Genomic DNA, 12918 nt, shown 5'->3' with positions numbered 1-12918 from the left:
GTTCGGGGACCTGTGCGCTGGAGGGGTCATGCCCTTACGGTCGTCGAATCACCCGCTTTGAGGACCACCTTGGGTCCCGATTGTGGAGTCAGGACCAACCCTCCACGGCAGTCATCAGGCCTGTGCAGTTACGTCACCGCGAGTGCACCCTCGCCAGGCGGACGTCAACGAGTCAGACTTGCACCATGAACATCACACTCGTCGGTGGGGGTCCCGATTCCACGAGTCCAGGCTGTGTGGCTCCCTTTCTCGAGAAGTGCCTCGCCCTCGGCTCCGGCCGCATCGGCTTGTTCCTGACCGGTGATGCCGTCACCACTGAGCACAGCGCTGGCCCGTACCTCGAACTCCTTCACGCCGTGCGTGACCGGATCGATCTCCTCCCGCTCAGCGGCGACGTCGGCGACCTGCAACGATTCAACGCGATCATCGTGGGCGGTGGACGAACCCCCGATTATCACTCTGCGCTCGCGGCTTCGATGCCACAGCTGCGTGACCTGGTCGGCAAGGGTGCGCCCTACCTCGGTTTCTCTGCGGGGGCGATGATTGCCGCGGAGTACGCAATTCTCGGCGGATACACGATGGACGGCATTGAGGTGTGCGCATCCGAATGTTCAGAAGATCTGGAGGCCCTCACCGTGCAAGCGGGGATCGGTATCGTGCCGTGGACCGTTGACGTTCACGCCTCGCAGGCGGGCACGCTGACTCGGGCGATTGCGGTGGTGGCGTCCGGTGGCGTGTCATCCGCCGTCGCCGTGGACGAAGACACTGCCCTCCACCTGGATGACGCGCGGTATCCTCGTGTCCTGGGATCTGGGCTGGCCTGGTGGATTACTCCTGCCGGGGATCACGTAGGAGTCAGGCTTCAATCCGCCGAGCCACAGTAGCCCGCTCACGAAAACGTTCCGGTTGATGTCCCACTACCACCACGCACGAGTCGTCTCGGTGGGCCCGTCGAGTTCGGTGAGCCCGGCGTCCACCACGGCAACCGGCCGAGTGGCAGCTGCCCACTCCGCCTCACGCGGTTCATCGACCCGCACCCTGAAGTCGTCCGCCCGCCACTGTTCCCGCTCGGCTTCGGACATGGCCTCCCATGCCAATTGCGCGGCGTGGGCGCACTGGGCCGCAAGCTTGCCACTGGTCATCTCGAGCCCCGGCCGCACCTCAACGGTGACCTTCGCGTCAGTAACGTTTGAAGCGCCGTCGTCGGGAAAAGTTGTGCCCGAAACCTGAAGTTTGTTCAGTTCCTTGGGCAGCGGTTTGACCGGGCCGGGCACAAAGGCGCGCACGGCGGCGTCGCCGAATTCCCCGCTACCTGCCTGGGTGACCGTCACGCCGTCGAGTTCCTGAACGTCGGTCCAGCGTTTGCCGTCCGCGCGGCGCACCAGTTTGCGGATACGCGCGTCGCGCCAGTGCTTCACGGCCGGGTACCAGGGGCCGTCAGGTGCGGATCGCGGGTCCGCAAGCAGGGCGACGACGGCGCGCGCGGCGGTCTCGGCCACGTCCACCTGCCGCGCAGGAGACTGCCGATCCCTGTAGACCACCAATTGCATGGCCCAGGGGATGTCGTGATCATCGGGAATCTGGTCGGACATCTTTCTACTGTGTCACGCGGCATCCGCGCTCCCCACAACCGGTGTTCTGCTGTGCATGTCAGGAGCCACCCGTAACCTGAATCCATGAACGCTGACGTTGTGGCCAGGCTCCGAAGCACCTTCCGTACCGGGCGGACCCGCTCTGTGGAATGGCGCAGGGGACAGCTCAACGCGCTCGAAGCGATGCTGCTCAATCACAAGGAGCAGTGGCAAAGGGCGCTGGGCGAAGACCTGGGGAAATCTCCGTTCGAGGCCACAATGACCGAGATCTATCCGGTGATCACCGAGCTCAAACACACACGTCGCAATCTCAAGAAATGGCACAAGGACCAGCCGGTTCGCACGCCGTTGCAGTTTTTTCCCGCCCGTTCGTGGGTGCGGTACGACCCGCTGGGTGTCGTGGTGATCATCTCGCCGTGGAACTACCCGCTGCAATTGCAGTTTTCTCCGCTCATGGGCGCGCTGGCCGGGGGTAACTGCGTGGTCATCAAGCCCAGTGAGATCAGTTCGGCCGTCGAACAGCTCTTTGCCGAGCTGGTCCCGCGCTACTTCGACCAAGAAGCCGTCGCCGTAGTCACCGGCCAGGCCGACGCCGCCACTGCCCTCATCGATGCCCGCCCCGATCACGTGTTCTTCACGGGTTCCACCGCCACGGGCACCGCGGTGGCCGAACGCGCAGCTCGCCATCTCGTTCCCGTGACCCTGGAGCTGGGTGGGAAGTCCCCCACATACGTGCACAACGATGTCGACCTTCATGCGGCCGCACGCCGGATCGTGTGGGGCAAGTTCGTCAATGCCGGCCAGACGTGTGTGGCACCGGATCACATCTATGCTTACCAGGACATTGCGGCGTCATTGGCGGAGGAACTCGCGCGAGCCGTGCGCGAGAGTTTCGGAGCTCGGCCGCAGGAATCGGAAGACTATGGGCGCATGATCCACACCGGCGCGGTGGATCGCGTGAGTGCCATGCTCCCGGCCAAGGGTTCGGAGCAGATCGTGTGCGGCGGTGACGTGGATCGGGAGGATCGCTATATCGCGCCCACCGTCCTGTACCCCGTGGCCGAATCCGATCCCGTGATGAGCGAGGAAATCTTCGGCCCGGTCCTGCCCATCCTGCCGGTGCGCGGTCCTCAGGAAGCCGTGCAGCGAATGCTCACACGGGACGCTCCCTTGGCCCTGTACATCTTCGCCACGGACAAGTCCGTTCGCGACTACATCATGGACGAGGTGCCCTCCGGTGGAGTCAGCATCGGGATCCCGGTCGCTCATGTGGGTAGTCCTTATCTGCCCTTCGGCGGTAAGGGTGCCAGTGGCCAGGGGACCTACCACGGTAAATGGTCACGCGACACGTTCACTCATCAGCGGGCGGTGCTCTCCAAACCCTTGAAACCGGAGACGCTGGGTGTGATCTATCCGCCCATCCACGGCGCGGTGAAATCCGTGTTGGACCGGGCCACCTCACCGGTCGGAGACAAGAAGCGGAGGGCACCTGGGTCGTAGGATCTGACCATGAACCGACCAACGGCTTTCTTCTTGCGTGGCATCAATGTGGGAGCCAACAACAGGGTTCCCATGGCAGAGCTGCGTGCCCTCCTCACGGAACAGCTCGGCGCTCAAGAGGTGAAGACTTACCTGCAGAGCGGCAACCTAATCTGTGTTCGTCAAGGCGACCCCGCGGAGTTCGCCAAAACGTTGTCAGCGGCCATCGAATCGGAATTCGGTGTCCTGAGCCCGGTCGTTCACCGGACGTTCGAAGAACTGTCGGCGGTGCTGGCCGCAGATCCGCTGCGCGACATCGCCACCGACGACAAGCTGTATCAAGTGCACTTCTGCGACCGTCCCGTCCCCGAGCTGGATCTGGCCGCGCTACCGATCCACGACGACGAACGCATCGTGGTTGACGGATCGGAAATCTATATTTGGTACGGCAGTGACAAGGGAATCCATGCTTCCAAACTGCCGGTCGCTCTCGGTAAACAACTGCCGGACATGACCATCACCGCCCGGAACATGCGCACGGTTCGAAAGGTCGCGGAACTGCTGGACGTGGCGGCGCCGGACTGAAAAAGTGTGTGCGTTTCGGACGGCTTCGAACTCGAACTCATTGCGGAGCGCTGAGCCCGCCCGGAGCATGTCAGTGCCCCACGCGATAATGAGCGCATGCACATAGTGGTGGCTCCCGCGGAAACCGGGGCCGGAGGCTGGACCCTGCAGGTGGTCACGGCCAACGGTCAGCGGGCGGGGCAACCACTGACGGTCACGGACCAGGAATTCCCTGGCATAGTCTCCACACGCGAAGCCGCCGCGTTGGAAGCAGGCGTGCAGCCGCCCGTCTGGACCTGGATGGATACGTCCGTGCCCGCCGCGCTCCTGTGCGAAGCAGATGTGTGGGCCACCAAATGCCGGGACTTGGGACTGTGCGCAACGATCCTGGCCACCGCGTCTGACGCTCCGGGGTCCGGAGCACCGGACCCCGATTCCGGCGAGTCACGGCCTATGCAGTACACCCCAGTCATCGAACCGGCAGACCCCCGACATGTTCCCGGTCCACGTCCTCGTCCGGTGGAGGACTCACAAACCTCGCTGTTCGCCATGGCCACGGACCGCGGTCCCGGCCTGGATGACTTGGTCGCAGAACTGGCCGAACAGATCCGCGCCGTGAGCACGGCACGCAACCCCAAACGGTTGGAGATGCTGCTGGGTCTCGAATCGCAGGGTGCGCTGGTGGCAGCCACCATGCGTCACCAGGGAATCCCGTGGAATCCAGGAATCCACGAACAGATTCTCACCGACGCCATGGGCCCCCGCCCGAAAGAGGGCGAACGCCCCATCCGCATGCAGAAGCTGGCCGAGGAGATTCGCCGAGTCCTGGCTGCCCCCACGCTCAATCCCGATTCTCCTCCCGAGCTCCTCAAGGCGCTGCGCACCGCCGGTGTGGACATCGATTCCACACGTGCCTGGGTGATCAAGGAGTGGACCGTGGTGGCAGGGCAACCGGATCCTCGCAGACAAGAGATCGTGGCCCCCGTCCTCGAGTACAAGAAACTGTCGCGCATTTTCTCTGCAACCGGCTGGCACTGGCTCGACACGTGGGTCACCAACGGCCGCTTCCACCCCGAATACGTGGTCGGCGGCGTGGTCACCGGCCGCTGGGCCGCACGCGGCGGCGGAGCGTTGCAGATCCCCAAGTTCATTCGCGATGCGGTGCGCGCGGATCCCGGTCGCACCCTGGTCGTTGCCGACGCCGCCCAACTGGAACCCCGCGTACTGGCCATCCTGGCCCGCGATGATGCCCTGGCTCAGGCCTCCAGGGATCGAGATCTGTACGAATCCATCGCCCAACAGGGACAGGAGCGCGGCTCAGAGTTGAAGGAACGGCCCCACGCCAAGGTCGCACTACTCGGTGCCATGTACGGAGCAACCCAGGGAGCGGCCGGCCGTTTCATGCCGCACCTCACCCGCATGTTCCCGCGGGCCGTGGGCTATGTGGAACACGCTGCCCGCGTGGGTGAACGCGGAGAACAGGTCTGCACCTATCTCGGGCGTTGGTCGCCACTTCCGGAACCAGAGTGGTTCGAGATCCAACGTGCCACGGAAACCGCCGCCGGTGAGCGCCGCGCGACCCAAGCGGCGCGGACCCATGGCCGGTTCTCCCGGAACTTCGTGGTGCAGGGATCAGCTGCCGAGTGGGCGTTGGCCTGGCTCGGACACATCCGCCAGGGCTTGCACCGGCAAGGGTTGGACGCGCACCTCGTCTTCTTCCTGCATGACGAGGTCATGGTTCACTGCGCTCAAGAACAAGCCGAACAGGTCAAGCAAGTGGTTCTGGACGCCGCCGATCAGGCGGTGCGCACCGTGTTCGGCCGTGTACCGGTGGAAGTTCCGGTGGCCACGAGCGTGGTCACCAGTTACGCGGACGCAAAGTAGACCGCGACCAGAGCAAACATGCTCCTGCCCGCTACTTGCTGAGCCTTCCCGGGCAGGTCGTCACGGGTTTACAGCGGAGCCGGACGCTTGTCGTTGTGGTCCCATTCGACCGACCAATCAAGCCATTCCAAGATCCGATCGATCACAATGCCGGTGAACCCCCACACGGTGACGGTTTCGCCGGTCTCGTTGACCCGCACGTCAAAGGCCGGAGATTTATAGGTCTGATTCCCTCGGGTCACAGTCGCGTAGTAACGGTGCGCGGGGTTGATCAGATCCAGCACCGGAACCCGGAACACCAGCGAGGACTCGGCATGGTCGACCACATCCACCTCGGACTGGCTCTGCCACCACCCGATGACGGGTGTAACCATGTGATTACTGATGGGCAGTGGAACAGGGTGCAAGGTTCCGAGCACCTCCACGCCGTCCGGGTCCAGTCCCGTTTCCTCATGGGCCTCCCGCAGCGCACCGCGCACGTGCGGAGCGCTCACCTCGCCACCGGGAACGGTCATCAGTTCACCCAACTCACCGTCCGGTGGATCCAGGCGACCGCCTGGGAACGCCACCTGACCGGGGTGCGAGCGCAGGTTCGCCGAGCGTTGGACGAGCAACACGTCCAAGTCGCGCCCCGGCCCCTCACCGTGCTCCTCGTATTCCGAGGGCACTTGGTCCAGCGCACCGAACAGGATCAGCACGGCAGACTGCCGGTAGTCCTCGGCAAGCTCTCCGATCCGCCACGGCTCGCGGTCCTCCATGTAGACCGTGTGCCCCTCTTGGGCCAACTTCAACAATTGTTCGCGGGCGTGAACGGTTCCGGGCGACGTAGGTTTCATGGGTGTCCTTTCACGACTCACGCGCTGAGCGTGTGCCCCTCGGCCCGCAGCTCTCGCCGCGTGGCACCGTTCATGTACCGGTCCAACAGTTCTTCGCGGCCGGGTTTCAATTCATAGGCGAGTAGCTTGCGCGCCACCTGCGGATCGGTGGGGCCCTCTCCGTAGGAGGGGCACAAATCCGCGATCGGGCACACTCCGCAAGCGGGCTTCCGCGAATGGCAGATGCGGCGGCCATGGTAGATCAGCTCGTGGGACAGCTCCGTCCAAACCTTGGGCGGAAACAGGGCGGTGACGTCCTTTTCCACCTTGACCGGGTCCTCCTGGGTGGTCCATCCCAGCCTGCGGGCAAGCCGCCCGAAGTGCGTGTCCACGGTGACGCCCGGAACCCCGAACGCGTTGCCGAGCACCACGTTCGCGGTCTTGCGCCCCACCCCCGGCAGCGTGACCAGATCCTTGAGTTTCCCGGGCACCTCGCCGTTGTATTCGTCCACCACGCGATTGGCGAGCGCTTGGATTGATCGTGCCTTGGAGCGGTAGAAGCCCAGCGGCCGCACGATCTCCTGCACGGATTCCGGTTCGGCCTCGGCTAGTTCCTGCGGCCCGGGGTAGGTCGCGAACAGGATGGGCGTCACCGAGTTCACGCGCACGTCGGTGGTCTGCGCGGACAGCACCGTGGCCACGAGAAGTTGCCAGGCGTCGTCGAAATCCAATTCGGCCACGGCGTACGGGTAGGTTTCGGCGAGAATCCGCTGGATCTTCCGCGCTCGGCGGGTCACGGAGAGTGAGCTTTCCTCCCCGGCCCGACGACGCCGCGCTGCCGCCTTGGCTGCCTCATCCGGCGTGACGTGGCGGATGTGCTCGGCAGCTACGGGGTTGTCCATAGTCTCGATCATGCTGGGCCGGGCACCCCGGGTCAAACGCGTTTCGAGGCCCGGGATGTCACAGCACGACTTGATTTTTCACGCCCGCGGTTCGGTTGGGTGTGGCAACGAGAAGTCCACTACGCTGGGATCAAATGTGAACTGCGCCACGCAGGGAGTACTTGCGCGGTCAATGGCCATGTAGCGACACACGAAGGAGTGCCATGTCTCAGGACTCAAACGCATCGGAACAGCGCACGTACGCGCCCAGCCAGGAATTTGCCGCGCAGGCGAACGCCACCGCAGAGCTGTACCAGCAGGCTGAGGATCAGGGTGAGGAGTTCTGGGCGAACCAGGCCCGCGATCTACTGAGCTGGTCCACCCCGTTCAACTCGGTCCTGGACTGGTCCAATCCGCCGTTCGCCAAGTGGTTCGAGGACGGCAAGCTCAACGCCGCCTACAACGCCGTGGACCGTCACGTGGAGGCCGGCAACGGCGATCGCGTGGCCCTGCACTTCGAGGGCGAGCCCGGTGACAGCAAGTCCTACACCTACTCGGAGCTCAAGGACGAGGTCTCCAAGGCCGCCAACGCCATGGAAGCTCTGGGTGTCTCCAAGGGCGACCGCGTGGCCGTGTACATGCCCATGATCGCGGAAGCCGTCATCACCATGCTGGCCTGCGCCCGTATCGGTGCCATCCACTCCGTGGTCTTCGGCGGCTTCTCCGCAGACGCCCTGCGCTCCCGCATTGACGACGGCGAGGCCAAGCTCGTGGTCACCGCGGACGGTTCCTACCGCCGTGGCAAGCCCACCCAGCTCAAGCCCGCCGTGGACGAGGCCCTGTCCAAGGGTGGCGAGTCCGTCAAGCACGTGCTCGTGGTCAAGCGCAACGGCAGCGACGTTCCCTTCGAGAACGGCCGTGACGTGTGGTGGCACGAGGCTCTCGAAGCCGCAAGCACCGAGCACACCCCTTCCGAGCAGGGTGCTGAAGATCCCCTGTTCATCCTCTACACCTCCGGCACCACCGGTAAGCCCAAGGGCATCCTGCACACCACCGGCGGTTACCTGACCCAGGCTGCCTTCACTCACAAGAACGTCTTCGACCTCAAGCCCGAGACGGACGTGTACTGGTGCACCGCAGACGTCGGGTGGGTCACCGGCCACACCTACATCGCCTACGGTCCGCTGCTCAACGGCGCCACCCAGGTGATCTACGAAGGCACCCCGGATTCCCCGCACCGCGGCCGCTTCTGGGAGATCGTGCAGAAGTACGGCGTGAGCATCCTCTACACCTCCCCCACCGCCATCCGCACCATGATGAAGTGGGGCGAGGACATCCCCGCCGAATTCGACCTCAGCACCCTGCGCCTGCTGGGGACCGTGGGCGAGGCCATCAACCCGGAGGCGTGGACCTGGTTCCACAAGCACATCGGTGGCGGCAAGTGCCCCATCGTGGACACCTGGTGGCAGACCGAGACCGGCGCCATCATGATCTCCCCGCTGCCGGGCGTGACCGAGGCCAAGCCGGGTTCGGCACAGATCCCGCTGCCGGGTATCGCCGTGGACGTCGTGGACGACGCCGGCAATTCCCTGCCCAACGAGACCGACGGTTTCCTGGTCGTCCGCAAGCCGTGGCCGTCCATGCTGCGCACCATCTGGGGTGACGACGATCGCTTCGTCAACACCTACTGGGCCCAGTTCGGCGACAAGTACTTTGCCGGTGACGGCGCCAAGCGCGACGCCGACGGCGACGTTTGGATCCTGGGTCGCGTGGACGACGTCATGAACGTGTCCGGCCACCGTCTCTCCACCCCGGAGATCGAGTCCGCTCTGGTGTCCCACCCGTCCGTGGCCGAGGCCGCAGTGGTGGGTGCCGCGGACGAGACCACCGGTCAGGCAGTGTTCGCGTTCGTCATCCTCTCGGACCAGGCGACCTCCGAAGGCCGCGACCAGGCTGAACTCTCCGAAGAGATCCGCGCTCACGTGGGCAAGGAGATCTCCCCGATTGCCAAGCCCAAGAAAGTCCTGATCGTCCCCGAGCTGCCCAAGACCCGCTCCGGCAAGATCATGCGCCGCCTCCTCAAGGACGTGGCCGAGGATCGTCCCGTGGGCGACGTGTCCACGCTCGCGGACCAGACGGTCATGCAGCAGATCGTGGATTCGCTCGGCACCAAGTAGCCGATCGCCTTCACCCACCGCCGACGCCGCTCGGTGACCTTTCGTCCGAAACGGTCGCCGAGCGGCGTCGTCGCGTTGAAGTCGTGTTGAATGGGAGCATGAGCGAGCTCCCGATCTTCGTGTTGAACGGCCCCAACCTGAACACCCTCGGAACGCGCAAGCCCGAGATCTACGGCCACACCACCCTCGCGGACGTTGAAGCCAACGTGCGCGCGAAGGCTTCCGAGTACGGACTGGACGTGATCTTCGAACAGTCCAATTACGAAGGCCAGATCGTGGAATGGATCCAGCGGGCGCGCACCGATGCGTGTGGAATCGTGATCAATCCCGCGGCCCTCACCCACTACTCGATCGCCGTGCATGACGCCCTGGAGATGTGCGAAATCCCGATTGTGGAAGTCCACATTTCCAATGTGCACCAGCGCGAATCATTCCGCCACGTCTCCTTCGTGTCCCCGCAGGCCACGGCCGTCATCGCCGGTGCCGGTGTGCTCGGGTACGAGCTGGGCGTGCAGGTCGTGGCCAACGAACTTCACAAGACTTCGTCCACGTCGACCAGTTAGGACCCTCTCCATGACCACCGCTGAACAGTCTTCGAACGCTCGTCTGGTCTACGGACGCATCGACGAATCCTTCCACCAGGTAGCGGCCGCCGTGGTGGAGGAGGTCTTGGTGCGACTGGGCCACACCGTGGACGTGGTCGAAGGACCGCACCCGGAGATGTATCCGCAACTGGCCGCCGGTGAGATGGATCTGTTCGCGGACGCCTGGCTGCCCGGCGGGCACGAGGTCTACTGGGAACAGGTCAAGGACAATGCGGTCGAAGCCGCCGTGCTCTACGAGGGCTGCATGTTCTACTGGGCCGTTCCGGCTTACATCCCAGAGGATCTGGTCTTCTCGCTCGAGGACCTGGCCAAGCCCGGGGTGGCCGAACGGATGACCACGCTCACCGTGCAGGGCACCACTTCCGGCGCGGGGTTGACCATGCGCTCCGAGCAGCTCATCGAGTCCTACGGTTTGGCCTCGCTCGGCTGGCATCAGGAGATCGGTGACCTGCAGGCCATCATCGACACCGTCAACCAGCGCATGAAGGCCGGGGATTGGTTCGCCACTCCCCTGTGGCAGCCGCAGTACCTCAATGACGTGTACGAGCTGCGCCCGCTGGCCGATCCGCTCGGGGCGTTCCCCGCACCCGATCGTGCGTCGCTCTTGGCGTACCGCCAGAGCTGGGACAACCTTCCGGAGGAAACTCGCCGCGTGGTGGCCCGGATCAATTACCCGCTAGAGGCCGTCAATGAAATGGATCGCGCCGTGAACCTGGACGGCAAGGATCCGTTGCAAGCGGCTCGGGACTGGATGGAACGTAATCCTGAAACGGTCAACGGCTGGTTCGCCTGATCAGGACATCACGCACTCGCCGGTGGCAATCGGGGCGGTCGACCCTGCCGCGGCTTCCAGAATGGTGGTGACCTGCTCCATGGGAATCGCGTAGCCGGCCTCGCCCTCCACCGCCTTGGCGAAGATCACGCCCACCACGTTGCCGTTGGCGTCCAACATGGGTCCGCCGGAGTTGCCCTGTTCCACACGACCCGCGATCTGGATGATGCTGCGCGAGAGAGTGTCACCGGTGGTCACGTTCTGGACCGGGGCGAACGCCTCACCCTGGATCGTTGCCGGGCGCACCGTGTACGGACCGCCCAGCGGGTACCCAGCGAAGGAAACCTGTTGGCCTCGCTCCACCGAATTGCTCATGGGCAAAGGTGCCTCCGGCAGATCCGGGGCGTAGAGCACGGCGAGGTCCGAAGCGTCGTCGTACTGCACGGCGTGGGCCTGATACACGCGACCGTCGCGGGTTTGCACCACGGGCTGATCGACACCGGCCACCACGTGGGCATTGGTGACGACCAGTCCGGACGCGGCCACGAACCCTGAACCGGTCTGGTTCTGTGCGCATTGATCCGCGGTGCCGTAAACCTGCACCACGGACTGGCCCGCGGCCTCCACCGCGTTGGAGTCGGTGGTCTGCTCCGGTTCGGGGGCCGCCTCAACGGGGAACAGCAGAGAATCGAGTTGGCGGATGCCCTGGGAACCACTCACGGCGTCGCGCGTGTGGGTCATGGCCTCACGGACCGGCTCCGGCGTGTACTTCTCAATGGTGCGCAGCACGGAGGAACTCGCCACCTGTTGCGACAGAGACGGCATACCCAACTGGCCCACTAGAGAACCGAGCAGCGCCAGCACGATGGCCGCAACGGCAACGTTCAGAACGCCCCCGCCAATGCGGTCCAACACACCCAAACCTGTCTTTTCGGTAAGACGTGCCAGAAAGTTTCCGACAAGCCCGCCCAAAATCTGCCCGAGAACCAGGAGACCCAGCACCGTGACGAGAACAAAGGGGATGCGCAGCTCGGAACCCACCTGCGCGGAGATCCATGGCCCCGCCCAGAACGCGGCCACAGCGCCGAGCACAAAGCCCACCAGTGAGGCGAGCGAGCGGAAGAAACCCCTGGACAGCCCAGCGATCAGGTAGCCCACCAACACCATCACCAAAATGATGTCGAGCAGGTTAAGTGCCAGGTTCATGTACGTCCTTCGAGGTCGCGCCGCAGGCTGCGGGCGGTAGACAAGTAGTTAGTGAGCTTAGGGCTCGGGTCTGAGAAAACCGTGAAACCGGACCGTGCGTTACGCTGATCACAGACCGTCATAAACCCGTCACACGATGCGTTCACACTCAGCGCAAGGGCTTGTCAGCCCCGTGAAGTGTGAAACTCGTTACGATGGTGACAAATAGCGCCTTCAGTCGGCGCACCCCCAACTGTTGAGGAGAACCACCTTGGATACCGACGTCCTCCGCCGCGCCCCGCTGTTTGCTTCACTGGACGATGAAGCTTTTTCCGCGCTGACCGAGGAGATCACCGAGGTTGACCTCTCCCGCGGCTCCGCCCTCTTCTACGAAGGCGATCCCGGAGATCAGCTCTACTTCATCATTTCCGGCAAGATCAAGCTGGGCCGCACCGCCAGCGACGGCCGCGAGAACCTGGTGGCCATCATGGGCCCGGGTGAGATTTTCGGGGAGATGGCTTTGTTCGACCCGAGCCCCCGCTCCACTTCGGCAACCGCCGTGTCCGAGACGCGCTTGGCCGGGTTGAAGCACGAGAACCTGCGCAAGGTCATCACCCGCTCCCCGGAGGTCTCCGCGCAGTTGCTGCAGGCTTTGGCCCGCCGCTTACGCCGCACCAACGAGAACCTGGCCGATCTGGTCTTCTCGGACGTTCCGGGCCGCGTCGCCAAGGCACTGCTCGACCTCGCGGACCGCTTCGGCCGCCCCGCAACGGACGGCATCCTGGTGGCTCACGAGCTCACCCAGGAAGAGCTGGCTCAGCTCGTGGGCGCTTCCCGTGAAACCGTGAACAAGGCCCTGGCCGAGTTCGTACAGCGCGGTTGGATCCGTCTGGAGGCGCGCGCCGTGGTCATCCTGGACCTGCAGCGCCTCAAGCAGCGTTCGCGCTAAGACTTCCGCGCGGCG

General features: G+C 64.4%; 12 protein-coding genes. 8 read left to right on the top strand and 4 right to left on the bottom strand.

The features are described from left to right. Nucleotides 1–185: 185 nt before the first annotated feature. Nucleotides 186–884 (top strand): Type 1 glutamine amidotransferase-like domain-containing protein, encoded by a 699-nt coding sequence (locus tag EWV37_RS02260; protein WP_095796447.1) that lies wholly within the window; start codon nt 186–188, stop codon nt 882–884. A gap of 33 nt (nt 885–917) precedes the next feature. Here the strand turns inward: EWV37_RS02260 and EWV37_RS02255 are convergent, their stop codons facing one another. Beyond that, on the bottom strand, nt 918–1592 hold the full coding sequence (locus EWV37_RS02255) for a peptidyl-tRNA hydrolase (protein WP_016996314.1): 675 nt from the start codon (nt 1590–1592) through the stop codon (nt 918–920). Between the two features lie 84 nt (nt 1593–1676). On the opposite strand from EWV37_RS02255, the gene EWV37_RS02250 reads away from it, so the two are divergent. The 3 genes from EWV37_RS02250 (at nt 1677) to EWV37_RS02240 (ending at nt 5519) form a co-directional block, all read left to right on the top strand. After that, entirely contained in the window at nt 1677–3092 is a 1416-nt protein-coding gene (locus EWV37_RS02250) for an aldehyde dehydrogenase family protein (protein WP_129699606.1), read from the top strand. A 9-nt stretch (nt 3093–3101) separates the two neighbouring features. Further along, nucleotides 3102–3656 (top strand): DUF1697 domain-containing protein, encoded by a 555-nt coding sequence (locus EWV37_RS02245; RefSeq protein WP_129699605.1) that lies wholly within the window; start codon nt 3102–3104, stop codon nt 3654–3656. A gap of 96 nt (nt 3657–3752) precedes the next feature. Continuing rightward, nucleotides 3753–5519, top strand: a complete 1767-nt coding sequence (locus tag EWV37_RS02240) for a bifunctional 3'-5' exonuclease/DNA polymerase (RefSeq protein ID WP_095796444.1) — start codon at nt 3753–3755, stop codon at nt 5517–5519. A gap of 68 nt (nt 5520–5587) precedes the next feature. Here the strand turns inward: EWV37_RS02240 and EWV37_RS02235 are convergent, their stop codons facing one another. Together EWV37_RS02235 and nth are read right to left on the bottom strand one after the other, a co-directional pair. Next, nucleotides 5588–6355, bottom strand: coding sequence for an NUDIX hydrolase (locus tag EWV37_RS02235; protein ID WP_095796443.1), 768 nt, complete (start codon nt 6353–6355; stop codon nt 5588–5590). A 17-nt stretch (nt 6356–6372) separates the two neighbouring features. Next, on the bottom strand, nt 6373–7236 hold the full coding sequence (gene nth / locus EWV37_RS02230; RefSeq protein WP_129699644.1) for an endonuclease III: 864 nt from the start codon (nt 7234–7236) through the stop codon (nt 6373–6375). Between the two features lie 203 nt (nt 7237–7439). Here nth and acs point away from each other — a divergent pair, with 203 nt between their 5' ends. From acs to EWV37_RS02215, 3 genes are all read left to right on the top strand, one after another. Continuing rightward, nucleotides 7440–9392 (top strand): acetate--CoA ligase, encoded by a 1953-nt coding sequence (gene acs / locus EWV37_RS02225; RefSeq protein ID WP_129699604.1) that lies wholly within the window; start codon nt 7440–7442, stop codon nt 9390–9392. 98 nt (nt 9393–9490) lie between these two features. Further along, a complete protein-coding gene (gene aroQ, locus EWV37_RS02220; protein WP_095796440.1) occupies nt 9491–9955 on the top strand; it encodes a type II 3-dehydroquinate dehydratase in 465 nt (154 codons plus the stop codon). Between the two features lie 10 nt (nt 9956–9965). Continuing rightward, nucleotides 9966–10790: a glycine betaine ABC transporter substrate-binding protein gene (locus tag EWV37_RS02215; protein ID WP_129699603.1), complete on the top strand. Its 825-nt coding sequence runs from the start codon at nt 9966–9968 to the stop codon at nt 10788–10790. On the opposite strand, the gene EWV37_RS02210 is transcribed toward EWV37_RS02215, so the two are convergent. Continuing rightward, a complete protein-coding gene (locus EWV37_RS02210; RefSeq protein ID WP_095796438.1) occupies nt 10791–11975 on the bottom strand; it encodes a MarP family serine protease in 1185 nt (394 codons plus the stop codon). 250 nt (nt 11976–12225) lie between these two features. Between EWV37_RS02210 and EWV37_RS02205 the strand changes: the two genes are divergently transcribed. Further along, nucleotides 12226–12903 carry a Crp/Fnr family transcriptional regulator gene (locus EWV37_RS02205; protein WP_016996325.1) on the top strand — a complete coding sequence of 226 codons (678 nt, stop codon included), beginning with the start codon at nt 12226–12228 and terminating at the stop codon, nt 12901–12903. Nucleotides 12904–12918: the final 15 nt, after the last annotated feature.

Origin of the sequence: Kocuria carniphila (genome assembly GCF_004136555.1) — a bacterium.
In the GTDB taxonomy this organism is placed as follows: Bacteria; Actinomycetota; Actinomycetes; order Actinomycetales; family Micrococcaceae; genus Kocuria; species Kocuria carniphila.
The sequence above is the reverse complement of the archived record's forward strand: the minus strand, read 5'-3'. Positions and strand labels throughout refer to the sequence as shown.

What these genes read in the sequence shown, in the direction of transcription:
- EWV37_RS02260 (WP_095796447.1), top strand. Translation starts at nt 186, where the DNA reads ATGAACATCACACTCGTCGGTGGGGGTCCCGATTCCACGAGTCCAGGC.
- EWV37_RS02255 (WP_016996314.1), bottom strand. Translation starts at nt 1,592, where the DNA reads ATGTCCGACCAGATTCCCGATGATCACGACATCCCCTGGGCCATGCAA.
- EWV37_RS02250 (WP_129699606.1), top strand. Translation starts at nt 1,677, where the DNA reads ATGAACGCTGACGTTGTGGCCAGGCTCCGAAGCACCTTCCGTACCGGG.
- EWV37_RS02245 (WP_129699605.1), top strand. Translation starts at nt 3,102, where the DNA reads ATGAACCGACCAACGGCTTTCTTCTTGCGTGGCATCAATGTGGGAGCC.
- EWV37_RS02240 (WP_095796444.1), top strand. Translation starts at nt 3,753, where the DNA reads ATGCACATAGTGGTGGCTCCCGCGGAAACCGGGGCCGGAGGCTGGACC.
- EWV37_RS02235 (WP_095796443.1), bottom strand. Translation starts at nt 6,355, where the DNA reads ATGAAACCTACGTCGCCCGGAACCGTTCACGCCCGCGAACAATTGTTG.
- nth (WP_129699644.1), bottom strand. Translation starts at nt 7,236, where the DNA reads ATGGACAACCCCGTAGCTGCCGAGCACATCCGCCACGTCACGCCGGAT.
- acs (WP_129699604.1), top strand. Translation starts at nt 7,440, where the DNA reads ATGTCTCAGGACTCAAACGCATCGGAACAGCGCACGTACGCGCCCAGC.
- aroQ (WP_095796440.1), top strand. Translation starts at nt 9,491, where the DNA reads ATGAGCGAGCTCCCGATCTTCGTGTTGAACGGCCCCAACCTGAACACC.
- EWV37_RS02215 (WP_129699603.1), top strand. Translation starts at nt 9,966, where the DNA reads ATGACCACCGCTGAACAGTCTTCGAACGCTCGTCTGGTCTACGGACGC.
- EWV37_RS02210 (WP_095796438.1), bottom strand. Translation starts at nt 11,975, where the DNA reads ATGAACCTGGCACTTAACCTGCTCGACATCATTTTGGTGATGGTGTTG.